The organism is Trinickia dinghuensis (assembly GCF_003367175.1).
Classification (GTDB): domain Bacteria; phylum Pseudomonadota; class Gammaproteobacteria; order Burkholderiales; family Burkholderiaceae; genus Trinickia; species Trinickia dinghuensis.
Window position 1 is genome coordinate 53,972 of sequence record NZ_QRGA01000007.1, and the last position, 26,396, is coordinate 80,367.

General features: G+C 63.8%; 20 protein-coding genes. 7 read left to right on the forward strand and 13 right to left on the reverse strand.

Annotated features, from left to right (window positions below; genetic code table 11):
• Positions 1 to 2: 2 nt before the first annotated feature.
• Positions 3 to 1,187: an HAF repeat-containing protein gene (locus DWV00_RS12715; protein WP_115533953.1), complete on the reverse strand. Its 1,185-nt coding sequence runs from the start codon at positions 1,185 to 1,187 to the stop codon at positions 3 to 5.
• 485 nt (positions 1,188 to 1,672) lie between these two features.
• Between DWV00_RS12715 and DWV00_RS12720 the strand changes: the two genes are divergently transcribed.
• Together DWV00_RS12720 and DWV00_RS12725 are read left to right on the forward strand one after the other, a co-directional pair.
• Positions 1,673 to 2,356 carry a heavy metal response regulator transcription factor gene (locus DWV00_RS12720; protein WP_115533954.1) on the forward strand — a complete coding sequence of 228 codons (684 nt, stop codon included), beginning with the start codon at positions 1,673 to 1,675 and terminating at the stop codon, positions 2,354 to 2,356.
• Complete coding sequence (locus tag DWV00_RS12725) at positions 2,356 to 3,813, forward strand: heavy metal sensor histidine kinase (protein ID WP_115533955.1); 1,458 nt, start codon at positions 2,356 to 2,358, stop codon at positions 3,811 to 3,813. Before DWV00_RS12720 ends, DWV00_RS12725 begins: the two co-directional genes overlap by 1 nt.
• Here the strand turns inward: DWV00_RS12725 and DWV00_RS12730 are convergent.
• Genes DWV00_RS12730 through DWV00_RS12740 form a run of 3 tightly spaced genes read right to left on the reverse strand, consistent with a single transcriptional unit; the run spans position 3,752 to position 9,778 of the window.
• The gene (locus DWV00_RS12730) at positions 3,752 to 5,230 is read right to left on the reverse strand and encodes an efflux transporter outer membrane subunit (RefSeq protein WP_115533956.1); all 1,479 of its coding nucleotides are present in this window, start codon (positions 5,228 to 5,230) and stop codon (positions 3,752 to 3,754) included. The genes DWV00_RS12725 and DWV00_RS12730 overlap by 62 nt on opposite strands.
• 21 nt (positions 5,231 to 5,251) lie before the next feature.
• On the reverse strand, positions 5,252 to 6,472 hold the full coding sequence (locus DWV00_RS12735) for an efflux RND transporter periplasmic adaptor subunit (protein ID WP_115533957.1): 1,221 nt from the start codon (positions 6,470 to 6,472) through the stop codon (positions 5,252 to 5,254).
• A gap of 30 nt (positions 6,473 to 6,502) precedes the next feature.
• Positions 6,503 to 9,778 carry an efflux RND transporter permease subunit gene (locus DWV00_RS12740; protein WP_115533958.1) on the reverse strand — a complete coding sequence of 1,092 codons (3,276 nt, stop codon included), beginning with the start codon at positions 9,776 to 9,778 and terminating at the stop codon, positions 6,503 to 6,505.
• A 269-nt stretch (positions 9,779 to 10,047) separates the two neighbouring features.
• Here DWV00_RS12740 and DWV00_RS12745 point away from each other — a divergent pair, with 269 nt between their 5' ends.
• Positions 10,048 to 10,365: a DUF4148 domain-containing protein gene (locus tag DWV00_RS12745; RefSeq protein ID WP_115533959.1), complete on the forward strand. Its 318-nt coding sequence runs from the start codon at positions 10,048 to 10,050 to the stop codon at positions 10,363 to 10,365.
• 90 nt (positions 10,366 to 10,455) lie between these two features.
• On the opposite strand, the gene DWV00_RS12750 is transcribed toward DWV00_RS12745, so the two are convergent.
• The 9 genes from DWV00_RS12750 to DWV00_RS12790 form a co-directional block, all read right to left on the reverse strand.
• Positions 10,456 to 10,929 carry an ExbD/TolR family protein gene (locus DWV00_RS12750; RefSeq protein WP_115533960.1) on the reverse strand — a complete coding sequence of 158 codons (474 nt, stop codon included), beginning with the start codon at positions 10,927 to 10,929 and terminating at the stop codon, positions 10,456 to 10,458.
• On the reverse strand, positions 10,926 to 11,675 hold the full coding sequence (locus DWV00_RS12755) for a MotA/TolQ/ExbB proton channel family protein (RefSeq protein WP_115533961.1): 750 nt from the start codon (positions 11,673 to 11,675) through the stop codon (positions 10,926 to 10,928). The genes DWV00_RS12750 and DWV00_RS12755 overlap by 4 nt, the downstream gene beginning before the upstream one ends.
• A 4-nt stretch (positions 11,676 to 11,679) precedes the next feature.
• Complete coding sequence (gene pqqE, locus DWV00_RS12760) at positions 11,680 to 12,855, reverse strand: pyrroloquinoline quinone biosynthesis protein PqqE (protein WP_245964877.1); 1,176 nt, start codon at positions 12,853 to 12,855, stop codon at positions 11,680 to 11,682.
• A gap of 1 nt (position 12,856) precedes the next feature.
• The gene (gene pqqD / locus DWV00_RS12765) at positions 12,857 to 13,138 is read right to left on the reverse strand and encodes a pyrroloquinoline quinone biosynthesis peptide chaperone PqqD (RefSeq protein ID WP_115533963.1); all 282 of its coding nucleotides are present in this window, start codon (positions 13,136 to 13,138) and stop codon (positions 12,857 to 12,859) included.
• Positions 13,135 to 13,854: a pyrroloquinoline-quinone synthase PqqC gene (gene pqqC / locus DWV00_RS12770; protein ID WP_115534298.1), complete on the reverse strand. Its 720-nt coding sequence runs from the start codon at positions 13,852 to 13,854 to the stop codon at positions 13,135 to 13,137. Before pqqC ends, pqqD begins: the two co-directional genes overlap by 4 nt.
• A gap of 14 nt (positions 13,855 to 13,868) precedes the next feature.
• Entirely contained in the window at positions 13,869 to 14,798 is a 930-nt protein-coding gene (gene pqqB / locus DWV00_RS12775; RefSeq protein WP_115533964.1) for a pyrroloquinoline quinone biosynthesis protein PqqB, read from the reverse strand.
• Between the two features lie 68 nt (positions 14,799 to 14,866).
• Positions 14,867 to 14,941, reverse strand: a complete 75-nt coding sequence (pqqA, locus tag DWV00_RS12780) for a pyrroloquinoline quinone precursor peptide PqqA (protein WP_006410019.1) — start codon at positions 14,939 to 14,941, stop codon at positions 14,867 to 14,869.
• 387 nt (positions 14,942 to 15,328) lie between these two features.
• Positions 15,329 to 17,380, reverse strand: coding sequence for a sigma-54-dependent Fis family transcriptional regulator (locus tag DWV00_RS12785; protein WP_115534299.1), 2,052 nt, complete (start codon positions 17,378 to 17,380; stop codon positions 15,329 to 15,331).
• Between the two features lie 213 nt (positions 17,381 to 17,593).
• On the reverse strand, positions 17,594 to 19,957 hold the full coding sequence (locus DWV00_RS12790; protein WP_115534300.1) for a TonB-dependent receptor: 2,364 nt from the start codon (positions 19,955 to 19,957) through the stop codon (positions 17,594 to 17,596).
• A gap of 836 nt (positions 19,958 to 20,793) precedes the next feature.
• Between DWV00_RS12790 and DWV00_RS12800 the strand changes: the two genes are divergently transcribed.
• From DWV00_RS12800 to DWV00_RS34580, 4 genes are all read left to right on the forward strand, one after another.
• A complete protein-coding gene (locus DWV00_RS12800) occupies positions 20,794 to 22,521 on the forward strand; it encodes a methanol/ethanol family PQQ-dependent dehydrogenase (protein WP_115533966.1) in 1,728 nt (575 codons plus the stop codon).
• A gap of 129 nt (positions 22,522 to 22,650) precedes the next feature.
• Positions 22,651 to 23,922, forward strand: a complete 1,272-nt coding sequence (locus DWV00_RS12805) for a c-type cytochrome (RefSeq protein ID WP_115533967.1) — start codon at positions 22,651 to 22,653, stop codon at positions 23,920 to 23,922.
• 11 nt (positions 23,923 to 23,933) lie between these two features.
• Positions 23,934 to 25,319: an RNA polymerase sigma factor RpoD/SigA gene (locus DWV00_RS12810; RefSeq protein ID WP_115533968.1), complete on the forward strand. Its 1,386-nt coding sequence runs from the start codon at positions 23,934 to 23,936 to the stop codon at positions 25,317 to 25,319.
• A gap of 541 nt (positions 25,320 to 25,860) precedes the next feature.
• Positions 25,861 to 26,226, forward strand: a complete 366-nt coding sequence (locus DWV00_RS34580; RefSeq protein ID WP_245964856.1) for an energy transducer TonB — start codon at positions 25,861 to 25,863, stop codon at positions 26,224 to 26,226.
• Positions 26,227 to 26,396: the final 170 nt, after the last annotated feature.

Below are 26,396 nucleotides of genomic sequence, written 5' to 3' on the forward strand. Positions count from 1 at the left end.
TTCTACTTCGTCCAAAGCACCGCGTGGAACGCCCCAGTCGCGTTAAGCGCGTCTCCCACCACCTGCCCGTTATCGCTGATCCCGAGTGCCTCGCTAAAATCCCCACCGGGAAGCGTACCGAGATCATTCATCACACCGCCCGAATACAAGAAGGCGTGTTCAACCGCCCCTGCATCGTCCGACACGCCGACGATATCCCCTCTTGAATTAATCGCATTCGCGACGCTGTAAGTCCCTCCAGGCAGCGTCCCAAGATCGATCATCTGCCCGTTCTGATACAGAAACGCGTGCTGGGCCCCGCTAGCGTTATCCGCATACCCAACGATCTGTCCGTTGTTATTCGTCGCCGTTGCCTGGCTGAACGTCCCGCCGGGAAGCGTGCCCAAATCGGTCATCACACCGTTCTGATCTGAAAACGCGTGCGTGGTGAACGGCGGCCCGGTCACGATGCTCGAGAAGCCCACCACTTGCCCGCGATTGTTGATCCCCATCGCCTGGCTGGTGTCGCCGCCAGGCAGCGTGCCGAGATCGTTCATCACTCCGTTGTCGAACAGAAAGCCGTGCGGATTCCCATCCGCGGCGTAACCGTAGCCTACGATCTGGCCGCGATTATTGATCCCTGTCGCTTCGCTGCTGAGGTTGCCCGAAAGCGAGCCGAGGTCGGTCATTGTGCCCTTGTCATAGATGAAAGCGCGGTCTGCTCCGGTGTTGCCATGGATTGTCGAAAGTCCAACGATTTGGCCGCGCTCGTTGATCGCCATCGCCTGACTATCGTTGCCTCCAGGCAGCGCGCCGAGATCGGTCATCGCGCCCTTGTCGTACAGGAACGCGTGAAACAACCTGTGCGGAGGGCTGAACGGGATGATCCCGCTTGCAGGGGCGAGGGCGGAGAAGTTCGAATACCCGACTACCTGTCCGCGGCTATTGATGCCGGTAGCGTAGCTATTGAGCCCGCCGGGCAGCGTCCCGAGATCATTGATCGTCAGATTTTGCGCGATGGCCGATTGTGACGCGGCGGCGGCCAACACGCCGAAAACGGAAAGCGCGCGGGCAATGTAGTGCCTTGCGGATTGGCGAGGTGGCGTTTTCGTAGCGGAAGTAATCGAAGTCGTGGAAGTATCGGAGAGGCCATTTCCGATTGCAGCAAACAAGTCGAAGCGAACCGCAAGGCGTGAGCGAGCAGTCATTTGTTAGCTCCTTGATCGTGAGGCTCTGGGGTAACCCGTCTTCAGGCGCCTTCGCGGCGATCTGCTCCACGAGCGATTTTCGAGTACGACTCAGGGGCTGTTGACTTCCCAGCGAGTACGGCTTGACGGGGCTCAAACCGGAGCGGCTAATGCGAGCAACATGCCAAGTCCGGTGGCGATTGGGGGAGTGGAACGCCGCAGGTCAGCGGAGGCTGTATTTCCCGGCGGAATGCATAGGTTTTGTTGCAGGGGAGAAAACTTTTCGTGAGATAACAGGCATGGTGGAAGCCTCGCTCCACCCGAGGGAACAAGCAGGGGCTTCAAGAAGCGGCATTTGAACGAAGCGCCGTACTTAGCGTAATCGCCACACCGTTCGCCGCTCAAGAATATGTTTCAGTTATGAAACGCGGGAAGGTGCGAGCACGACCGCAATCCCCCCACTCGCCTTAAAATCTCCCCATCGCCCCCCGAACGCGGACTTCTCCATGCGCATCCTGGTCATCGAAGACGAGTCCAAAACCGCCGCCTACGTCAAGAAGGGGCTGGAAGAGTCGGGCTATAGCGTCGACGTGGCGAACGACGGCGCCGACGGCCTGATCCTCGCGCAGGAGGAGCATTACGACGTCATCGTCCTCGACGTCATGCTGCCGACGATGGACGGCTGGGCCATCGTCAAGACGCTGCGCGCCACCCGCACCACACCGGTGCTGTTCCTCACGGCCCGCGACGACGTTGCCGATCGCGTCCATGGTCTGGAACTCGGCGCCGATGACTATCTCGTCAAGCCGTTCGCCTTCGTCGAATTGCTCGCCCGCGTGCGCACGCTCGCGCGTCGCGGTCCGCCCCGCGAAAGCGAAATGCTGAAGGTCGGCGATCTAGAAATCGACGTCATGCGGCGCCGCGTGCGCCGAGGCTCCACGCGCATCGATCTGACGCCGCGCGAATTCGCGCTGCTGCAACTGCTCGTGCGCCGCCAGGGCGAGGTACTGAGCCGCACGCAGATCGCCTCCTATGTCTGGGATATGAATTTCGACAGCGACACGAACGTGGTCGAGGTTGCGATCCGTCGCCTGCGCGCCAAAATCGACGACGATTTTCCGGTCAAGCTGATCCAGACGGTGCGCGGCGTCGGCTACGTCATCGCGGCCAACGAGGCCGAGGCCGATTGATGGCATCGCGTTCGCTGACCGCCACGCTCGCACTGGCCTTCGCCGGCACGACGCTGGCCGTGTTCGCGCTAGTGGGCAGCGTGCTGTACTTCGCGCTCGATCGTCAGGTCAAGCAATCCGACGATCTCGACATCGTCCTCATCGCGCGCCATACGCGGCGGCTCGCGCAGGAACTCGCCTCGATCGACGACCTCCGCCGTCACGCCGACCGTCTGACAAGTCAGGTGCTCGGCATCTCCGCGCTGTCGATGGAGGTGCGCGATACCGGCCAGCAAGTCCTCGTCGATCACGATCCCGATGACATCGAGGATCCCGGCGCACCGTTGCCCGTGCTGTCACAGCGCATCGGCGCCACGCAGCGGATCGTGCAAAGCGACATCGCCGAATGGCACACGTCGCGTAACGTGCCGGTACGCGGCCTGGCCACCGATGCCGTGCTCCGCGACGGCACATCCGTCACGCTGATCATCGCGCGGAACATGACCGACCGCCTGCATTTGCTCGATTACTACCGCGAACGCTTGTACGTGACCGGCCTGGCCGGCGTGCTGCTCGCGTTCCTGATGAGTTGGCTGCTGGTGCGCGAATCGCTGCGGCCGTTGCGGGAGATTGCGCAAAAGGCGGGCGCGGTGACCGTCGACCGGCTCGGCGCCCCCATCGAAGCGGACAACGTGCCGAGCGAACTCACCGCGCTCGTCGCCTCGCTGAATCGAATGCTCGATCGGCTGCACGGCGGCTTTCAGCGCCTGTCGCAATACACCGCCGATCTTGCCCACGACATGCGCACGCCGCTGAGCAATCTGCGCGGCGCGACGGAGGTCGTGCTCTCGCGTCCTCGGTCCCCTGATGAATATCAGGCTGCGCTGGCCTCGAACCTCGAGGAGTGCGACCGCATCTCGCGCATGATCGAAAGCGTGCTGTTCCTCGCGCGCGCGGAGCATCCGCAGTTCGAAACGCGGCTGCGCGATCTTGAAGCCGAGAAAGAACTCGAACTGATCGCCGACTACTTCGAGGGGCTAGCCGAAGATGCGGGCGTGCATCTGCGTACGACCGGTCACGCGCAGCTGCGCGCCGATGCCGAACTGTTTCGGCGGGCGGTCAACAATTTGCTGGCCAATGCATTGCGCTACACGCCGCGCGGCGGCGAGATCAATCTCATCGCTGAAGAATCGCCCGACTCGGTGCGTGTGACCGTCGCCAATCAGGGCACGCCGATCCCGCCCGAACTGCTCGAGCGGGTGTTCGACCGCTTTTACCGCGTCGACCCGTCGCGTAAGCGCGGAACGGAAACCGGTACGGCCGGTTCGACGGGTCTCGGCCTCGCAATCGTGCGGACCATCATGGATCTGCACGGTGGCCAGGCGCATGCCGAAAGCGATACTGTCAGCACGCGCTTCATTCTGACGTTCCCGAAGTCGTTCCCGACGTCTTCGCACTCGCCGTCGTCCCGTCCGTAAGCGACGCGCGATCCCAATCGCCGCCCAGCGCCTTCAGCAGCGCGACGCTCGCATCGATGCGGCGCGCTTGAATCTGATCGAGGGTGCGCTCGTTGCCGAGCGCGATCGTCTGCGAGGCGACCACGTCGAGATAGCTGACGGCGCCTGCTTGGTAGCGGTTCGTCGTGAGCTGCAGCGACTGCTGCGCAGTGGCGGTGGCGCGCAGCTGGGTATCGGCTTCGCTAGAAAGTGTTTGCAGCGACGACAGGTCGTCCTCGACTTGCTGAAACGCGACGAGCACCGTCTGACGATAGTCGGCGACCGTTCCGTCGTATTGGGCCGTCGCGCCTTTCAGCGTTGCGTCGCGGCGGCCGCCATCGAACAGCGTCCCCGCCAATTGCGAGCCGATCGACCAGAACAGGCTCGGTGCCGTCAGCCATGGCGAGAAGAAGGTGCTTTCGAGGCCGGCTGTCGCCGACAGCGTCAGATTCGGATAGAACGCTGCGCGCGCTTCGCCGATCTTCGCGTTGGCAGCCGCCACGCGCCGCTCGGCCGCGGCAATGTCCGGGCGGCGTTCGAGCAATTGCGAAGGCACGCCGACTGGAATTTGCGGCAATGCAACGGCTGTCGTGGCGGAAGGCAGCGAGAACGACGACGCCGGCACACCAATCAGCGTGGCGATCGCGTGCTGCAGCTTCGCGCGCTCGACGTTAAGGTCGGTGTCCTGCGTGCGCGTGCTGTCGAGCTGCGTCTGCGCTTGGGCAACCGCCGATGCATCGATTGCGCCGTCGGCGAGCTGCTGTTGCACGATCTTGAGCGATGCGGCGTAGGCGGCGACGGTGTCGTCGAGCAGCTTCTTCTGGATGTCGAGCGCGCGCAGATCGAAGTAGTCGGTCGCCAAATCGCTCGCCGTCGACAGCCGCACGGATTGCAGGTCTGCCTCGCTGGCCTGCGCGGTGTCGCGCGCGTCGACGGTCGCATCCTTGACGCGGCCGAACAGATCCGGCTCCCAGCTTGCGGCAACACCCGCGGAATAGTCTGGCACGGTCTGTCCGGCCAGCGAGTGCCCGAGTACGTTCTGCGACAAGCGTGTGCGCGATTGCGCGAGGCCGGCCGTCACCGTGGGGGTGTAGCCGGCGCTCTGGTAGTCGACCATCGCGCGCGCCGCTTGTAGCTGCGCGACGGCTTTTTTAACCGACTGGTTCGACACGTCGATGCGCGCTTCAAGGCGATTCAGTGCTGGATCGTTGAACAGCGTCCACCACGGGCCCCGTGGGTTGGTGTCGGCGGGCGAGGCGACCGACCAGCCCGCCGACGCTTGCGGCACGGTCGCATAGTGATCGGGCACGGCCATCGACGGCTTTGTATAGGGCGGCAGCGTCGAGCATGCGGTTAGGACGCATGCGAGTCCGATGACGGATACACGGGTGAGCTTCATACCATCTCCTTCGATCTGCGATCAGCCTTGCTTGCCCGCCGGGGCCGGGGCCGGGGCGGGGGCCTGAGCCTGAGCCGACGCGGGCGCCGGCGTAGCAGCGACACGCACCGCTTCGCCGTCGACGATCGCGTCCCCTGGGTTGTCGATGACGCGTTCGCCGCCGCTCACCCCGGTTGCGATTTCGACGAACGTTCCGAAATCGCGGCCGATCGTGACGCGTCCGAGCCGCACCTTGTTGTCGCTGCCGACCATCGCCACAGTCACGCCGTCCGGTCGGAACAACAGCGCACTCACGGGCAACTCGAGTTCAGGATGCGTCGTTTGCAGCGCAAGATGCACCTGCGCGTAGGCACCCGGCATCAGCGCGTTGTCGCCGTTGTCGACGTCGATTTCAACGCGCAACGTGCGGCTGACGGGGTCGATCGCGCCCGCGCTGCGCGCCACCGTGGCTGAAAACTGGCGCCCCGGGTATTGCTGTGTCGTCAGATAAACCTGAGTGCCCGGCGTGACATAGGCCGCATCGTCCTGCGGCACGTTCACAAAAATCCGCAGCTTGTCGGTCTGCTCGATATGAAAGAGTTCGCCCGGGTTGCCCGCGAGGCCCGGTGATCCACCCGCGGTGACGAGCGCGCCGACGTCGACATTGCGCGCCGTGACGACGCCGTCGAACGGCGCGGTCACCTTCTCGTACGACACGAGTTCGCTAAGCCGGGCGACATTCGCCTGGGCAGCTTCGAGGGCGGCGCGCTTCGCTTGCATGTCGCTCGTCTTCGTCTCCGCATCCTGCTGCGAGACGGATTGCGTTTGCAGCATCGTCTGCCACCGCTTTGCCGTACTCGCCGCATAGTCGTAGTTCGCTTGCGCCGCCGCTTCGTCGGCTCGCGCCTGCTTCAGTTGCGCATCGAGCTCGGGCGTTTCGATGTCGGCCAGCGTCTGGCCGGCTTTGACCTTCGCGCCGATATCCGTGTACCAATGCCGGATATAGCCGCTCGTACGCGCATAGATCGAGGCGTCGGCATAGGGCGTCACCGAGCCCGGCAGCAGCAGTTCCTGGGAGGTCGGCGCGCGGCGAGGCGCCACCACTTCGACGGTTGGTTCGCGCTGTGCGTCGACTTGCTTCGTGAGTGCCGCGCTAGCGGCAAGGCGCGGCACGATGCCGATCGCGAGCAGCGCCGCGGCGATGCAGGCCAATGCGATCGGCAACTTCAAACGGTGGCGCGACGGAGTATCGGACGTAGTCATGAGGAATCCTTGAGAGCGAGAGCTTTCGATTTATTGAGCGTGTTCGTCGGCCGCTTCAACGGTGGTCTGGTCTTTTTGATCTTCCTGGCTTCCCTGGCTTTTGCGGCGGGCGAGCCATGTGTGCACGAGGCCGAACACCACCGGCACGAACAGCAGCGTGGAGACCGTGCCGAGCGCCAGCCCGCCGATGACGGCGCGGCCGAGCGGGGCGTTCTGCTGGCCGCCGTCGCCGAGGCCGATCGCCATCGGCAGCATCCCGATCAGCATCGCGAGCGCGGTCATCAGCACCGGGCGGAAGCGGCTGAAGCCGGCTTCGAGCGCGGCGGCGAGCGGTTCGACGCCGCGGTTGAGCAACTCCCGCGCGGTGTTGATGACGAGGATGCTGTTCGCCGTCGCGATGCCGATACACAGGATCGTTCCCGTGAGCGCCGGCACGCTCAATGTCGTATGCGTGGAGAACAGCATCCATGCGATGCCGGCCAGCGAGCCGGGTAGGCCGCAGATGATGACGAGCGGATCGATCCACGACTGGAAGTTCACGACCATCAACAAGTAGACGAGGGCAATCGCGAACACGAGCCCGGCGCCGAGGCCTTCGAACGATTGGTTCATCGATTGCACCTGGCCGCGGATCACGATCGACGAGCCGGGCGGCAGTTGCGCGCGAGCCGTGTTGACGAGGCGTGTCACGTCCGATGCGACGCTGCCCAGATCGCGCCCTTGCGCGGACGCGAAGATATCGAGGACCGGCTGCACGTTGTAGTGCGAGACCACCGCCTGCTGCGAGCTGCGCGACACCGTGCCGAGCGTGCCCAGTTGGTTCTGCGGGTGATTTTGCGAATCGGCCGAGCTGCCGGTGCTGCCCGTGCCGCCGGTACCGCCCGTAGGCGGGTTCGTCGTCACCGGAATGTTCGCCAGCGTTTGCAGCGAGTGAATGTCGTACTGCGGCACGATGGTCATCAGCGGATAGCTGACGCCGTTTTTCGGATCGAGCCAAAAATTCGGCGTCGTCTGCGAACTGCCGGACAGCGAGATCAGCAGGTTTTGCGCGACGTCGTGCTGCGTGAGTCCCGCTTGCATCGCCTTGGTCCGATCGACGTTCACATCGAGGGTCGGCGCGTCGCCCGGCTGCTGGATGCGCGCGTCGACGAGGCCGCGCACGCTGCGCAACTGAGTGAGGAGATGATCGGCCACGACGCGGTTGGCGGCCAGTTGATTGCCGATGATCTGGATGTCGATCGGCGCGGGTAGCCCAAAATTCAGGATCTGACTGACGATGTCGGCGGGCAGGAACGCGAACGTGACGCCGGGAAACGACGCGTTCAGCACGTTGCGCAGCTTGGCGACGTACTCGGCGGTGGGGCGGTGGTCCGGCTTGAGCGTGATGAGGATGTCGGCATCTTCGGGCCCGATCGGCGCGGACGAATCGTAGGTCAGATTGATGCCGCTGATCGGCAAGCCGATGTTGTCGAGCACGGAGGCCTGCTCGGATTTCGGAATCACGGTGCGGATCTTTGCTTCGACTTCGTCGGTGATGCGCGCGGTTTGTTCGATGCGGGTGCCGGTCGGCGCGCGCAGATGCAGGCGGATTTCGCCGGTGTCGACAGCAGGGAAGAAGTTGCGGCCGGCGAACGGAATCAGCGCGAGCGAGGCGACGCAGAGCGTCAGATAGATCGGAATGAAGCGGCGCCGGCTGGCGATCGCACGTTGAAGCGCGGCGCGGTAGCCATTGCGCAGTGCTTCGAAACGATGTTCGAACGATGCTTGAAAGCGGATCAGCGCAGCGAAGCGTCCCCCGCTTGCGGGTTGTGTTTCCGATTGGGCGGACCGCGCGCGCATCAAGTACATGGCAAGCGTCGGAATCAGCGTGCGCGAGAAGAAGTACGACGCGCACATCGCGAACACCACGGCCTCGGCCATCGGCACGAACAGATAGCGCGCGACGCCCGAGAGCAGAAACATCGGCACGAACACGATGCAGATCGCCAGCGTCGAGACGAACGTCGGCACGGCGATTTCGCCCGAGCCGGTGAGGATCGCGTCGTGCAGCGATTCGCCGTTTTCGAGGTGATGCGTGATGTTTTCGATCGCGACGGTAGCGTCGTCGACGAGTATCCCGACCGCCAGCGCGAGGCCGCCGAGCGTCATGATGTTGATCGTCTGGCCGAGCACGGAAAGCGCGATCAGCGAGGTCAGCACGGAAAGTGGAATCGAGACCGCGATGATCAGCGTCGCACGCCAACTGCCGAGAAAGAGCAGGATCATCGCGGCCGTCAGACCGGCTGCGATCAGCGCCTCGCGCACGACGCCCGAAATCGCCGATTTCACGAACACCGATTGATCGGACAGCGGGGTGATTTTCAGCGCCTTCGGCAAGCCCGCGGCGATTTTCGGCAGCATCGACTTGACCTGCTGAATGATCGTCAGCGTCGATGCGCTGCCGGTTTTTTCGACTTGCAGCAATGCGGCGCGCTTGCCGTCGCTGCGGACGATGTTCGTCTGCGGTGCGTAGCCGTCGATCACGTGCGCGACGTCGCGGACATAAATGACCGTGCCGTTCACGGTCTTGATCGGCAGATTGTTGAGCGCCGCCACCGTGCGCGTGCTGCCGTTCATTTCGACGTTGTATTCGCGCGTGCCGATTTTGGCGGTGCCGCCGGGAAGAATCAGGTTCTGCGCGTTGATCGCGTTGACGACGTCGATCGGCGCCAGCCCCTTCGCTTGCAGCGCGCGCGGATCGATCTGAACCATGATCTGACGGACCTTGCCGCCGTAGGGCAGCGGCACGGCGGCGCCTTGCACGGATGCGAGCTGCGTGCGGATGAAGTTGTTGCCGAGGTCGTAGAGCGATTGCTCCGGCAGCGTGTCGCTCGACAGGCCGAGCTGCAGCACCGGCACCGTCGAAGCGTTGTACGTGATGATGTTCGGCGGCAAGGTGCCGGGCGGCAGCACGCGCAGGATGGACGCGGAGTTCGATGCCGCTTCCGCGATCGCGCGATTGATGTCGGCACCAGGGTGAAAGAAGATCTTGATGACCGAGACGCCGTTCAGCGATTGTGATTCGATGTGCTCGATATCGTCGACGTCGGACGTGAGCGCGCGCTCATAGGGCGACGTGATGCGGTTGGCCATGTCCTGCGCCGAAAATCCGTTGTACGTCCATACGATGCTGACGACCGGGATATTGATGTTCGGAAAGATATCCGTCGGCGTGCGCATGATCGCGACCGGCCCGAGGATGAACAGCAGGAGGGCAAGAACGATGAAGGTATAGGGGCGGCGCAGGGCGAGTCTGACGATCCACATGGCAATGTCTCGTGGGTGGCTTCATGTGGCGGGGAGTGTGGCCGGCGGGTATTTACCTGCTTCTGACCGTCGGATTACAAGTCTGCTATCTGGCGCCAAGGGGCGGGCACAGCAGGGCGGGGAAAGATAACGAACTTGTAATGAACGGGTCAGCTTTGGGACAGAGGTGCTTTTCGATAATGAACGCAACTCTTCATCGAAACCGATGGAGAGGTTCAAGGCCTCGTTCATGGTGAATGCGGCCGAAACGCTCTCGAAGGGAAACCATCATGAAAGCACTGATCAAGGCCGTCCTGATTGCTTGCACGCTGAGTGCGCCTGTGTTTGCGTTCGCGCAAGCGACCAATGCGCCGCTGACGCGCGCTCAGGTTCGTGCGGATCTGATCCGCGTGGAACAGGCCGGCTATCATCCCGATGCTAGCGACCCGAACTATCCCGACGATATTCAGGCGGCCGAAGCGAAGATCGCGGCGCAGGGGCAAGCGGCTGAGATGAATGCGGTGGGCGGCGTGCCGATGGCGAGCGCCTCGCAGGCCGGCTCGCCGGTAGCGTTGAGCGATACGCAGTCGCTCTTTGCGCATCCGTAAGCGTGCTGTGCAGGGTGCACGGGGCGGCGGATCGCGGTCGGGCTATTCGCGGCGGGAATGCGTCGTGCGGCTCGGCCGCTCAGCGCCCCTTCATTGGCGTGGAAGGGTTGGCGGATGTCCGGTACCGGATGAATTGGGCGGTGCGCATTCCTGATCGCAGGCCGCCGTTACGACCGACACCTGCGTGACTCCCGCACGCCCTACCACCGCAAGTATCTTCGCCACTTCTTCGAACGATTCCCGACGATCGGCGCGCAGGCTCACGCTCGTCTTGGCGTCGTGCGCGACTATCCGAGCGAGCATTGGCTGCAATCGAGCAGCCTCCACTGGCCGCCCGTCGACAAAGATTCGATTCGCGGCATCGAGGTTCACCGTCACTGCATGACTCCGCGGTACCGTCCCTTGCGCTGAAACGCTCGGCAACTCGACCTTGATCGCCTTCGTCATCACCGGCGCCACGACAAGAAAGATCGCGAGCATCACCAGCATGACGTCGACGAGCGGTGTCACGTTGATCTCGGCAAGCGGCGCTTGATGCCGACCGCCTTTCGTTCCCGAGATCACGCGGCCACCTCGCGTTCCGAGAACGCATTCATCGGCCCGATCGCATGGCGCGATATGCCTTCACCACAGCGAATCCGGAATCCGCTGCGCTCGGCAACGTCGACAAGCACAGCCCCGAACGCCTCCAATTCATCGATGCTCGTGCGAGTGTGGTGCACGAACGCGTTATAGCCGAGCACCGCCGGAATCGCGACAGCGATACCCAGCCCCGTCGCAATGAGCGCATCACCGACGGGCCCGGCGATATCGCCGATACTGCCGCCGCCGTCGGCTGCCACGCCATGCAACGCATAGATGATGCCGAACACCGTCCCGAACAGACCGATAAACGGCGCAACATTCGCGACCGATGCAAGCAGCGTCAGCCCGGATTCTTGCATCCGGCGTTCGCGTTGAATTTGCTGCGCGAGTGCGCGTTCGAGTTGGGCTCGGAGTATCTGCCGAACCGTATCAGGGGAAAGCGAGCGATCGGCTGCATCGAAGGGCGCGCCGACGCTCAACGCCGCCACCGCGGCGCGCGTGACTCGCGCCTTCGGACCTTTCGCATCGGCAAGCCCGATAGGCATCGATGCAAACGAGGCCTGTTCGAGCGCTTCGCCCCAGGTTCTATCGAATCGCCGATTCTGAATCGCCAGGCGCCAACACCCGCATCCCTTCTGCAGAATGACGATCCATGTAATCGCCGAAGCAACCCCAAGCAGACTCAATGCTGCATCGACGATGAGATGAATGGCGATCGGCGACATGGTCTTACTCCCGATTCGACGCGCGCCGTGGCGGCGTCATGCTGCGAAAGACGAGCGGTTGTTCATGGCCATTGCTGCCGGTCTGCCGCCGCGCAAATGCGACAACCCGTTCGACCTCACCGTGATGCGGCGACTTCGCACACACGGGATCGGCTGCGCGCGTATCGCCGGTCAGCATGTAGGCCTGGCACCTGCACCCGCCATGATCCGTCGTACGCTCGTCGCAGCTTTGGCAAGGCTCACGCATCCAATGCTCGCCGCGGAAGGCGTTGAACGCCGTACTCTCGTACCAAATCGACGACAGCGACGTCTCACGCACGTTCGGCAACTTAAGTCCCGGCAACGATCGAGCCGCATGGCACGGCAAGGCTGCCCCATCGGGCGCCACGCCGAGGAACACAGAACCCCATCCGTTCATGCACGCCTTGGGCCGCTTCTCGAAGTAATCCGGCACGACGAACAAAATCCGACACCGCGCTCCCACGAGGGCGCGATATCGATTCACGGTCTCCTCGGCCTCGCGCAGCGCTTCTTGCGTCGGCATCAACTGCTCGCGATTGAGCATCGCCCAGCCGTAGTACTGCGTGTTGGCCAGCTCCAGATATTCGGCGCCGATATCGAGCGCCATCTCGATGATCTGCGCGACATGCGGCAGGTTGTATCGATGCAGCACGCAGTTGAGCACCATCGGATACCCATACGCCTTGATCAACTGCGCGACCTTGCGTTTGAGGTCGAACGTCCGCGTGCTTGACAGAAAATCGTTCAGCTCGCGCGACGAGTCCTGAAACGAGAGTTGAATGTGATCGAGCCCCGCCTCTTTCAACGCTGCGATGCGGGCCTCGGTGAGGCCAACGCCGGACGTAATCAGATTCGTATAGAACCCGAGCCCGCGCGCATGGGCCACGAGCGCTTCCAGATCGTCGCGCACGAGCGGCTCACCGCCGGAAAACCCGATCTGCACGGCGCCCAACGCCCGCGCCTCCGAGATTACGCGCAACCATGCCTCGGTATCGAGTTCGGGCCCGTGACTCGCGAAGTCGACCGGGTTGTAGCAAAACGCGCAGTGAAGCGGACATCGGTAGGTTAGCTCGGCGAGAAGCCAAAGCGGCGCGGCCGCTGAAGCGGAAGCCGTCGGGGTGGTTGGTGCGGTCGGAGTGGTCGGAGCGGTCGCGGTCATCTCAATCCACCCACCCACGCTGCCGCGCATGATCGAGAAACCGGTAGACATCGGCCGCGAGATCCTGCGCGTGGAACAGATCCTCCAGCTCGGTGATGATCTCATCGAGTTCGCGCGTCCCGTCGCAGCGGACGAGTATCTGCCCCGCGCTAGGATTGAGCTTCACCATCCCCTCGGGATAAAGCAGCACATAAGCGTCCTGCTGCGCTTCCCACTGTAGCCGATAGATTGTTCGTAGACGCGGGCGCAACGGCGCGCCGCCGGCGGCGTTGTCGTAGTTCATTGCGCGTACGCCTTTTCGACGGAGTCGAGCATCGACCACAGGATGTCGAGCTTGAACTGGAGGATATCGAGCGCGCGCTGCTGCGCCTCGCGCGTCCGGAAATAATCGAGCGTGACGGCGAGCCCATGTTCCACGTCGCGCGAGGCGAGCGGAATGCGGCTGCGGAAATAGTGCAGCCCATTCTGATCGATCCAAGGATAGAGAGACGGCCACCCCGAGAGCCGATCCTTGTGAATTTGCGGCGCGAACATCTCGGTGAGCGAGGAACAGACGGCTTCCTGCCACGGCACCCGCCGCGCAAAATTCACATAGGCGTCGACGGCGAATCGCACACCCGGCACCACATGTTCGAGCGACCAAAGCGCGTCGCGCGGCAGCCCCACCGCATCGGCAAGGCACGCCCACGATTCGATGCCGCCGGCATCTTCGTCGTATCCGTCGTGGTCGAGGATGCGCTGAACCCAAAGGCGCCGCGTCTCTCGATCGTCGCAGTTGGACAGAATCGCCGCGTCCTTCAACGGAATATTGATTTGATAGTAGAAGCGGTTCGCCACCCAGCCGCGAATCTCGTCGGGCGTGCATTGGCCACTATTCAACCGCACGTTGAACGGATGATGGATGTGGTAGCGCCTGCCGAGCGAGCGCAAATTCGCTTCGAACTGCTCGGGTGTCCAAGGCGGTTCGTTCGATTGCGCAGCCCCGGTGCGCGCGGCGATGGTCGGCGTGGCGTTCACGGCTTCACCTGTAGTTCCATCCCGTCTTCCGCGATCTCGATGCCGTGTCCGCACACAATTGCGTGGGCGTCGGAGGCCGGATCCAGAATCGGGTTCGTGTTGTTGATATGAATGAGTACTTTGCGGGTGGTGCTCGGCAGCGTATCCAGCAGCGCGAGCATGCCGGGCCGGTCGTTCGCCGGGCATTGGGCGAGATGCCCCATGTCGGTCGCGTGTTTGGTCGACAGGCCGAGATCGATCATCTCGGTGTCGGTCCAGAACGTCCCGTCGACGAGGACGAGCTGAGCCGACTGCATCGCCGCCATCACCGTGTCCGACGCATGCACGAGCCCCGGTGCGTAGAAGACACGCTTTCCGGTCTCGACGTTTTCGATCAGGAGCGCGATGTTGTCGCCGGGGACGGGCGCGTTGCGATGCGGCGAGTAGGGCGGCGCAGCGCTTTCGATGGCGATCGGCGTGAAGCGAACCCGGGCCAACGGATCGATGCGAAACGACGCGCCGGGTGCGATCGGATGTTGCTCGACGCCGCAGTAGTGGCCGAGCAGCGGAATGAGCGGGAAGGCGCTCGACAAATCGTCGAGCACCGGCTGCGTGGCATAGAGCGGCAGCCGGCTCGTGCGCTCGCGCAGCATCAGGAGCCCGGTCACGTGATCGATCTGTGCATCGCAAAGCATGACGGCCGCGATGCCGCTGTCGCGCAGCGAGCGGGCCGGCTGGAGTTCGGGGTGCGCGCGAAGCTGTGCAAGCAAGTCCGGGGAGGCGTTGATGAGCACCCAGTCTTCGCCGTCCTCGCTGACCGCAATCGACGATTGCGTGCGAGGCTTGAGTCCGTCCGTGAATGCGCGTGCCCTCGAGCAGTTCACGCAATTGCAGTTCCATTGCGGCAGTCCACCGCCTGCGCCGGAGCCGAGAACCTTGATCAGCATGGCAATGCCCTCGGAGGCGTCCGCGCGTGAAGGGAGTCAACCTCACGCGCGGCGCGCTCACCTACGCGTTAGCGGTTGGCGATATACATCGTGATTTCGAAACCGAAGCGCAGATCGGTATAGGCGGGCGTGGTCCATTGCATGGCTGTCTCCTTGATTGATTGAACGTTGATGAAGCTGCGTAACCGCGGGTGTTTAGTGTGCGGCCGCTTCGTTAAAGCAAAGGCTATGCCGGTGGCGATGCGCGCTTCGGTTCAATGCAGGGAGGTGCGACGGACGGAGACGACGCGGCCGGTTTCGAAGGGCTGCATCATCGAAAAGATGAGCGAGTGACGTCGCGGGCGTCGCGAGTGCGGGTTGACATGGGCCGCCGGTGGGGGCAAAGCGGCCCGGCGCGACTCGTTGCGGTCGCAATCATGTCACAGTGGGTGTTTCAATCGGCGACACCCTGTCTCAACTTGCGACACTAGCGAGTGAGACACGAACACGTTTGGGGTGGGCGCAAAATATCGTAGAGGTCTGCGGGAAGCTCAGTCCTGCTCGTCGCGCTTCGCGGGCGCGAGATGAGGCATCTTGCGATAAAGCGTAGCCCGCGAAACGCCGAGCGCCCGCGCTGCGGCGGAGACGTTGCCGCCGTACTGCGCGAGCGTTGCCGCGATCGCTTGCGCGGCGACGTCCTGCAGCCGCGTGCCTTGTTGCGAAGATGATGACGAAGGCGGAGGCAAAGTCGAAGAAGAGGGCGGTTCAGCGCCTGCGCCGTTGGCGGTAGCCGTGGCCGCAGCGCCCCCCGATTGCGCTTGCAATTCGCCTTTCCGCAGATCGTCGAAGAAGTCGTCGGGCAGGTGGTCGCAGCGAATCTCGCCGTCTTCGTCGACCATGGCGGCCGCGGTGCGCAGCAAGTTACCGAGTTGCCGGAAGTTGCCGGGCCACATGCAATGCTCGAACAGCGCCATGACTTCGGGTGCGACGGTCAGACATTGGCCGTCGCCACCCGTCAGTGCTTCGCGTTCGAGCATCTTGCCGATGACCACCGCGAGATCCTTGCGTTCGCGCAGCGGCGGCAGCTTCACGATGAGCCCGTTGAGGCGGTAATACAGATCCTCGCGGAAGCGGTTCTGCGCGATCATCTCGCGCAGATCGCGGTGTGTCGCGCAGACGATGGCGATGTCGACGGGAATCGTCTTCGTCGATCCGAGCGGGTTGACGACACGCTCTTGCAGCACGCGCAGCAGCCGCACCTGCAGAGGGTAGGGCATATCGCCGATTTCATCGAGAAAGAGCGTGCCGCCGTGGGCCTGCACGATCTTGCCGACGGCCCCCTTGCGCCGGGCGCCGGTGAAGGCGCCTTCTTCGTAGCCGAACAGCTCCGATTCGATCAGCGTCTCGGGAATCGAGGCGCAGTTGACGGCGACGAACGGCCCCGAGCGCCGCGGCGATTCGTTGTGGATGGCCTGCGCGAGCAGCTCTTTGCCCGTGCCCGTTTCGCCGGTGATCAAGAGCGGGATGTCCTTGCCAATCACCTTGCGCACCTTCGCAATCACGGCCGTGACCTGCGGGTCGCCCGTATCGAGCTGCTCGAGGCGCAGCATGCGCAAGCTGTTGCGCGCCGCCTGTCCCGGGCACGGCTGACCTTGCGTGCTCGTTTCGCGGCGCGCTTCGGTCTGCCAGCCGCCGGACCCGAGCAGGGCGCGCCGGAACGTGATGCTCGCGCAGACGACGGCGCCGTTGTGCAGGTTCAGCGAGAGAATCGAGTCGCGGCTCGCGCGCAGGCGGTCGACAAGTTCGGCGCTCGTCATCCCGAACAGCGAAGAGAGCGTATGTGCGCGCAGCGCGGCGAGCGGCATGCCGAGCTGGAACTGGGCGCTGCGGTTCGCCGATAGAAAGCGTCCGTCGCCGGTGAAGGCGGCGATGCCTTCCATCAGCGTGCCGAGAAACTCGGGGCGGCTGTGAAAGGCGATCTGCAGCGTGTCGCGGAACGTCGAGGCGAACAGGTGATTCTCGATCATCTGCACGGACATCTTCGCGAGCGCCATCGTGTGCTGATGGTAGCTGCGGTAGTCGCCCGTCACGTCGAGCACCCCGATCAGGTCGCCGTACGGGTCGAGGATCGGCACGCTCGAGCAAGTGAGGAAGTGATTCGCCGCCAGAAAATGCTGGTCGCCATGGACGACGGTGGGGCTGCGCTCGGCCAGCGCCGTGCCGATCGCGTTCGTGCCTTGCCGGTCCTCGGACCATTGCGCGCCGGGGCGCAGCGCGACCTTCTCGGCTCGGGCCAGGAAATCGTCGTCGCCGATCGAATGCAGGATGAGCCCTTGCGAGTCCGTCAGCACGACCATGCTTTCGGTGTTGACGATCTGCTCGCGCAGCGTCTCCATCACCGGCATGGCGTGCGCGCAGAGGATGCGGTTCTGCTCGACTTTCAGTGCGAGTTCGGAGGCGGGCAGGACGTCGTAATCGGGGCGCACGCTCGTGACGAGGCCGAAGCCCTCCGAACGCTCGTGTGCCTTTTGAATGCACGGCGTGGGCCAGCCCGATTCGCCTCCGGCCACGGGTTGCGCGGGGCGATGAACGACGTTGCGCATTGTCTCCTCCTGATCGTGCGTCGGCACGCAGCCCACACGCTTTTGACTCCGACAAGAGCAAAAATTGCGCCAGCTAGCAACCGCAGTGCGATACCCTCCGGTCAAATTCCATGTGTGGTCTCGAAGGCATCGATCTAATACGATGACGCCCGAGCGCGCGAGCGAGTATCAGGGGATACCCCCGATATTCGTCCGCAGACCCGATTCGGCAGACTAATTCCACGCATATCGAACGCCTACCCATGCGCCTCTCGGCGCGCCCGGTCCCACGAATTGTTCGCTGACGGGGGCGGAACCGTCGAACGTATGGCCTGGACCGTTGAAGAAGTTCTGGCCGAGCACGCCGAAGCTCGCGTAGCGCTTGTCGAACACGTTCGTCACGGTGGCGAACACCCGCAAGCGCTTGGTCACCTGATAGGCGGTATCGAAGTCCACCAGGACGTAGCCTGCGATCTTGCCGTTCACGTCCTGATTGTTTTCGTCGCCCTGCGCATAGATGTCGCCGCGGTAGGTCACGTTCGTGCCGATCGTCCACTTCGGCGTGGCCGCGTAGTCGAGCCGCAGCTTGACGGTGTTCGCCGGAATCCCCGGGAGGTGATTGCCGGGCTGAACGGTGATGTTGCCGTTGGCATCGGCGCTCGAGTTGCTCGGGCTGCTTTCGGTCCAGCTCGACCGGTAGGTCGCGTCGATGTAGCTGTAGTTCGCCGTCACGCCGAGTTTGCCGAGTTGCGTATGGCCCGAGAGTTCGAAGCCTTGGCGGCGCGTGTTGCCGACGTTTTGGAAGAACCCTTGCGTCGCCGTGGGCGAGCTGATGAACTCGATGTCGTTATCGAGCGTCGTGCGGTAGACGGCGGCGCTCCACGTGGTTGCGCTCCCGATCCGGCCGCGCGCGCCGGCTTCGATCGTCTTGGAGATGACTGGGGACAGCGCTGGGTCGGCTACGAAGTCGTTCGGCAGCGAACACGGCGCGGTAGGGTCGGCGCACTCCAGTTCGATGGCCGTCGGGGTGCGCATGCCTTCGTTGTAGGTCGCGTAAGCCGTGAAGCCAGGCGTCGGGTTCCAGTTCAAGCCGATCGCCGGATTCAAGCGCGAGAACACGTGGCTGCCGTCGAGTTGCGGCTGCGTGCCGCTTTCGTCTCCAATCTGAGACTTCGCCCAGTTGTAGCGGCCCGAAAGCGTCAACGTCCATTGCTTGGTGAGCGAGAGCGTGTCTTGCAGATAGGCTGCGAGGTTGGCATCGCGCGTTTTGGCGTTCACCTGCTGGGTGTAGCCGCCGATGCCCACGGTCGCGCGCGAGGGCAGGAAATAGGCGTCCTGCTCCGATTCGGTGTAGTGCGAGTTCGCGAAATCGACCGCCACGCCCGCCACGAATTGGTTTTTCATGCCGCCGAGCTGGCCGAGCAAGGTCAATTGAAGGCTGGCGCCGTAGCTATCGGTGCCGACCATCGATTCCACATTGCTGCCTTGGAGTGTATCGATCGAGCCGTCGGACTGCACGGAACCGTAGTCGTTGTTGTTGTTGCTGCTGATGTTTTTGCTGACGAGGCGGCGGAAGTAGACGTTGCCGCTCAACTCCGTGCGGTCGTTGAAGAAGTGCTCGCCGGAGAGCGTCGTGTAGCCGACGCTGTTCAAGTTCTGATCCGGGAACGTGTACGCCTGCCGGAAATCGTCGAGGAACGAGCGCGGGATCGTCTGCGTGCCTTGCAGGTCGTTATCGGCGCCGCCCGCGGACAACGCGATCGTCGTATCGGCGTCGCTATAACGCAGCTTGCCGAAGCCTTGGCGCACGCGGCTGGAATTGCTCTCGCCCCAGCCGTTGTCGTTCGCCACGTTGCCGGTCACGTAGTAGTCGAGGTTGTGCCCGATGGTCCCGCCTTGCTCGACTTCGACGGTCTTGCGGCCCCACGAGCCGCCGGTCACTTCGACGTCTCCGCCCGGATCGTCCTTGCCGTTCTTCGTCGAAATCGCAATCGCGCCGCCGAGCGTGTTCAAGCCGAAGGTCGGGCTGGAGCCGGGGACGAGTTCGATCGTGTCGATGGCCTGTTGCGGGATCAAGTCCCAGTTCACGGCGTCGCCGAACGGCTCGTTGATCCGCACACCATCCATGAACACCGACAGCCCTTCGGGCGTACCGAGCAACGGCGAGGCCGAGAAGCCTCGATAGTTGATGTTCATTTGGTACGGGTTGCCTTGCGCGTCGTTGACGTCGACACTCGGCAGGTTCTTCTCGAAGTAGTCGGTCAGCGTCTCGCGATGCTGCTCGCTGAGTTCGTGCCCATGGACGACCTGCACGTTGGCCGCCACCTGTGAGAGCGGCAAGCCGATGCCGACGAGCGGCGTCGTGCCGACTACGACGACCGGCTGCAGCGTCGCGCTATAGGTTGCGCCATCCGACGCCGCGGGGCTCGGGGCTGCAGCAACAGGCAGCGCTCGCGCGGGACCGGTCTGCGCGGATGCGAAGGGCGCGAGCCCCGCAAGCGCGCTCGCGGCGAAGCAACCCGCAAGGCGCGTACGCCGGCTCGGCGGGCGTGGGTTATGTCGTTGCCCCGGATGAACATGATCGGTACTCCTAATCATCGGATTGCGGTGAAGCTGATCGATCGGCCTCATCATCGGATGACCGCCGTATGAGCGCCCATCGTCAAGCCGACGTGCTCCGGGGGGAACACCTGCCAGGCACCGTCGCTATGGCGGAAGAAGTGCAGTGAAATCGGGCCTCGGGGGCCATCGACCTCCACACGTACGCCTTGTCGGCTGTCGTCCCTGCTTGTGATCCGGGTGACGCGCACCGGTGTGGCGGGCGTGGGTGCCAGCCATTTCTCAACCATCATCCTGAGCCGCCTCATAGCCTCCTCCGTTCCTTGATCTCGTCGTTTTGGCTTTGCGCTCCTTAGTGCGAGATCCATGCCAATGCTTGTCCTTCAAGGCGCTCGCATTTCCGGTTACCCATAGGAATACGGCTTGATGCGGGATTGGGCTCGATGCGGAGGTCTCTCGGCGAACACAGTGTTTCGTTTCGCGACATCTGCACTGTCGAACGTGTTTCAGTTTTGGACGACCTGTCTCGAAGGGCAAATCGAGACCGATTGTCGCGGGGCATCGGCGGAAATCATCGGAAGACGGCCATGCGCGCTTCGCGCCGTATCGCGCTTGCGATGGCACACCCTTTGCATTCAGCGTCGACCGCGGCCATGGCTCGATCGTCGAGTCCTCACACTCGACCGAGCCGCGCCGCGATAAATCGACGAACCAAGCTTTGCATCGGACCGTAGCGGGTTCCGACGCGCCCACCTTGATCGAGTGTTTTGCACGAGAGCGGAGTGGACGCCAAGGCACCCGCTCCTTTGGATCACTTGGCAGGGGACCGGCGTCAGGCGCGAAGGCACCAGAGCCGGTCGATATAGGAGACACACATGAATAGCAGTTCCGCTTCGGCCAATTGGCAGAAGGCGCTCGCAGCATGCGCGCTCGCAGCCATCGGCTTCGCCCCGCAATTCTCGAACGCCGCCGGCGACTACCCCGCGGTCACCTTCGACCGGCTCGCGAACGCGAAGAGCGATCCGGGCTGGCTCACCTACTACCGCACCTACGACGGGCAGTCGCATTCCCCGGCGAAGCAGATCGATACGTCGAACGTGAAGGACCTCTCGCTCGCCTGGAGCTACAAGTTCCCGGCCGATCTGCAGCAGGGCTTCGAAGCAACGCCGATCGTCAACGGCAACTATCTGTTCGTCAGCACGCCGAAGGACAACGTCTACGCATTCGATGCGACCACGGGCAAGTCGCTCTGGAAGTACGAGCCGAACCTCGGCCCGGAGGCGTTCAAGACCGCATGCTGCGACGTCGTGAATCGCGGCGTGGCGCTTTACGGCAAGAACGCCTATATCGCGATGCTCGACGGTGAGATCGTCGCGCTCGATGCGCAATCGGGGAACGTCGCGTGGAAGAAGCGGATGTTCGATCCGGGCTTGGGCTATGCGTTCTCGCTCGCCCCGCTCGCGATCGACGGCGCGATCGTCGTCGGCAACTCGGGCGGCGAGTACGGTGCACGCGGCTTCATCGCGGCACTCGATCCCGACAACGGCAATGTGCTGTGGAAGCGCACGACGATTCCGGGCCCCAAGGAGAAGGGCGGCGACACCTGGCCCGATGGGATGCAGGAACATGGCGGCGGCGCATCGTGGCTGACGGGCACGTTCGATCCGGCCACGAAGACGCTCTTCTGGGGTGTCGGCAACCCGGGGCCGTGGCTCGCGAAGCTGCGTCCGGGCAGCAACCTCTATTCGGATTCGCTGCTCGCGCTCGACCCGAAGACGGGCGACATCAAGTGGCACTACCAGTACACGCGTAACGACACGTGGGACTACGACGGCGTGAATACGCCGATCCTCGCGAACGTCAAATACGACGGCAAGGACTACGACGCGATCATCCACGCCGACCGCAATGGCTTCTTCCACGCGATCGACCGCACGACGGGCAAGCTCATCTACGCGCATCCGTTCGTGAAGGCGATGTCCGTCACCGGTTATACGGCCGAAGGCGATCCGATCGAGGATCAATCGAAGTATCCCAACGCGGGCACGACGATCAACACGTGCCCGAGCTTCCTCGGCGGCAAGAACTGGTGGTCCATCTCGTACGACGCGGCCAAGCATCTGGCATTCGTGCCGACGCTGCATGCGTGCATGAGCCTCTCGGGCAAGTCGGTGAGCTACATGGAAGGTCTGCCGTACCTCGGCGAAGGCTTCGAGATCCAGCCCGAACCCGGCAGCAAGGGCTATGGCGAGTTGCAGGCGATCGACGTGAACACGGGCAAGAAGGTCTGGAGCCACTGGACCAAGATGCCGTGGAACGGCGGCGTCGCGAGCACGGCCGGCGGCCTGGCGTTCAGCGGCTCGCTCGACGGTCACCTCTACGCGTTCGACGAAGAGACGGGCAAGGTGCTCTGGCAGAGCCCGAAGCTGGCGAGCGGCATCGTCGCGCAGCCTTCCGTGTTCGAAGCGAACGGGCAAGAGTACGTCGCGGTGCTGGCCGGCTACGGCGGCGCGAACCCGATCTGGGGCGGCCCGATGGCGAAGATCGCCGACAAGGTACCGCGCGGCGGCACGCTCTATGTGTTCGCGCTGCATCACGGCTGATTCACGCAGCCTTAGTTGCACCCTTAGTTAGTTAGCTTCATTCGGTAGCCTCATCTCCGAGCCTGTGTCACGGCCGCCCGCGCGGCGCGGCGGCCGTGACACGACGCGGCACTCATCGAAAGCACGATTATGAAAACGCACCTTCATCAGTTTGCGGCGGTCGCGGCGACCGTCGCCGGTCTGGCCACTGCGTCGTCGGCCTTGGCCGCCGAGCCGATCCACATCTGCACGTTTCCCGGCAGCCCCTCGGCCGCGCTCGACAAGGTCGTCGCCCAGGAAGCGTTCAAGACGGCCGGTATCGCCGCGACGTTCGTCGCGGATGGCATCCCCGGCGGCGACGATGACGACGGCGTCTCGTTGAAGGCGTTGCGCCGGACGCTCGGCCACGGCTGCGACGTCCTCGCAGGCTTTCCGCGTTCGTCCGTTGCCGATGCCGCGAGCGGCGCGATGCGGTTTTCCCGCGGCTATCTGCGCACGGACTATGTCAGCGTCGAGGCAAGCACGAAAACGCACGAGGGTGCCGGGCCGGACGTCGTCGCCGCGACTTACGGCAGCCCTTCGCAATTGATCGCAGTGCAAGAACAGCATGTGCGCTTCGATCTCGAGAATACGCCCGATCTCACCATCCAGGCCGTCGCAAGCGGCCGTGCGACACGCGCGATCGTCTGGTATCCGGCCGTGGTCGCCTACCAGCAAGCGCATGAGGGACAGCAGTTCGATGTCCGCAAGACGCGCTCGCCTTATTCCAACTGGCAGCTCTCCTTTGCTTTCAGCCAGGATGCAAAGGCGTTGCAGAAAAAGGTCGACCGGGCACTGGGCGCCATGGTGGCCGATGGACGACTCGACACGCTCACGCACGCGTGGGCATTGCCGGCGTCAATCCAAGCCGCGCAGGCCGCGCAGGCCGCGCCAGCTCGATTCGCCTATATGGACGGCCCCGTCGCCGCGGCGAGCCGCGGCATGTTGCGCGATGCAGCGTACTCGGCGCGAAACGCAGGGCACATCGTCAAGATCTCGGACGCCGCGGCGCCCGCTGCGGGCGCTCCGTCGTTCGACAACGCGCAAATCGCGCACGGCAAGAGCCTGTACGGCAGCAACTGCGCGAAGTGTCATGGCGCGAACATGCAGGGCATCACGGCCCCCGCGCTGAGCGGACCGGCGTTCGCGCCCGCAAGCGGCTCGCACCTGACGATCGGCGGCATCTACACCTACATGTCGACCAACATGCCGGCCGATCGCCCCGGCAAGCTCAAGGACGACGAGTACGCCGACATCATGGCGTATCTGCTGAGCGCGAACGGCTACGGCCCCGGCAAAGCCAAAATGACGGCCGACAGCGCGCGCGGCTCGACGACGTTGCTCAACGCCGGCCCGCTCGGCGTGGCCCACGCGGCGAAGTGAGCGCGTGATCGATGAGCATCTTGGCAAACGAGCCGCGAACCCGTCGCTCGGCGCCGAACGATTCGGTCTCGCTCTATCTGCGGGACATGGCCGCGACGCCGCTTCTCACGCGCGAGGAGGAGCTCGACTTCGCGCGACGGATCGACGCGGCGCGCGTCGCGAGCATGATGCAGTTCGCGGCATATCCGGCGGCGCTGGATGAGCTCGCGTCGATCAAGCAGGAGATCGTCGAGGGCAAGGCGGCGATAGGCAGCTATGTCGTCGGCCTCAGTCAAGAGGAAGGCGACGCGGGGCTGCGTGACGGGATGGCATCGGGCAGCGTCATCGAGCAGGAGGACTCGCCCGAGCGGCAGGCGGCAATCGTCGCGCAACTGACTCGCATCGACGAAGCCGCTTCGGCGCTACGCGAAGCGATGCGGCACGAGGGCTACGGCTGCGCGTCGTATCGCCGGGCGCGTCGCAAACTGCGCGCGAGACTGGCGACGCTCCGTTTCACCGCGCGCACGATCGAGCGCTTGACGCAGTCGCTCGCTTTGCGGCGAGGCGGCACGCACGCGCAGGACGCCGAGCGGCCGCACGATGGCGGCGGCTATGCGTTCGCGCTGCCGCCGGCGCTCGCCCGTCGTCTCCTTGTCCGCCTTCAAGTCATCGATCGCGGCGCGGCGGGTGCGCGGGTGCGTTTGCTCAAGGGCAACCTGCGCCTCGTCGTTTCGATCGCCAGGCGCTATACCGAGCGCGGGCTGCCGCTTGCCGATCTCGTGCAGGAAGGCAACATCGGCCTGGTAAAGGCCATCGAGCGATACGATCACCGGCGCGGCTTCAAGTTCGCCACCTATGCGACCTGGTGGATACGCCAGGCGGTGCTGCATGCGCTCGGCGATCAAGGACGGATGATACGGGTGCCCGTGCATACGGCCGATTCTCTGAGCAAGCTCAGCCGCATCACGCTCGATCATGTGCATCGCTCGGGCGGCCGGCCCACGCATGCGATGCTCGCGAAAAAGATGGGCATGCCGCTCGATAAGCTTCGCGACTTGACGAACATCGTCCGCGATCCCGTTTCCATGGAAACGCTCGCGGCGCCGGGAAGCGACGTGACGGTTGGCGAGTTCGTCGCCGACGACGACATGCCGACGCCCGAGGAAGTCACGATGGCGCGGCATATGCGGCGCGCGGTGCTGGCCGCCATCGACCAATTGCCGACGCGCGAAGCGAACGTGCTGCGGCTGCGCTTCGGGATCGGCGTCGCGGACGAATATTCGCTGCGCGAAGTCGGCAAGCAACTGAATCTATCGGCCGAGCGCGTGCGCCAGATCGAAGTGATGGCGATCGAGCGGCTTCGCGGTGCGCCCGGCTTCGCGGGCCTGAAGGATTACGTCAGTGTGAACGGGCATTGACGCGGGAAGGGCGGGTTGAGGCGGGGACCGATGGGCGTTGGCGGTGAATGGGATTCGCGCAATGATGACGCAAACGCATCGTGCATTCGATCGAGGTGAGCGCCGACGGCTCGGCGCGATCGCCGCGGTCGTGCTCGCCCTCCACGGCTTCGCGGCTTTGCATCTCTATCGGCAAGGTGTCGAATCGCATGCGGTTGCCGTGTCATCGGCCGCGCCCGTGTCGATCCGCTTCGTGGCCGCGATTCGAGCCGCGCCTTCCGCGGCGGCAACGGTTCGCCCCGCAGCGGCTGCAACCCCAGCGCCGAAGACGCCGCCAAGCAAAAGCAATGAGCGACCGGCTCATCGTCGAGAAGGCGCGGCGCACGAGGTTAGCCGCTCCGATGCCGACGTTGCGCGCACATCGAGGCCAAGGCCGAGGCAACCCGAATCGGTCCACAAGGAGTCGTTGCCGCGTGTAAGCAATGCGCTTTCGCCGGCTTCATCCGCTTCGCTCGCGGAGCCCCCATCGCAAAGCGCGGCGTCCTCGCACTCGAGTTCGTCCGTGGCGAAACAGCCGCCGAGCGCATCGGCGTCGTCATCGGCTATCCCGGAGCATCAAGCATCGGCGGTTGTAGCCTCCGAAGCGCAGACCGAACCCATCTTCAACGCCGCCTATCTGCATAACCCCGCACCGGACTATCCGCCGATGGCGCTTCAACGAAGGTGGGAGGGAACGGTGCTGCTGAAAGTGCGTGTCCTTGCCGACGGCCGCGCGGAGCAAGTCACTGTGATCACATCGAGCGGACACGCATCGCTCGACGATGCGGCCGTGCAAGCGGTGACGGCATGGCGCTTCATTCCGGCACGGCGCGCGGGGGAGGCGATTGACGGCTGGGTACATGTGCCGCTCGTCTTCAAAGCGGAGTGAGTACACGCTGCGTTAAAGCTAATGTGAATAAGCGGGGTGTTTTAAATTGAAACACCGGACGCACTGCATATCATAGTTGTACCGGAATGAAACACTTAAAATTCCGCGGAAATATCGCTGTTCACCGGATTTCAACGATTTCAATTTGGCATGCTTGTTGCCTAATGCAG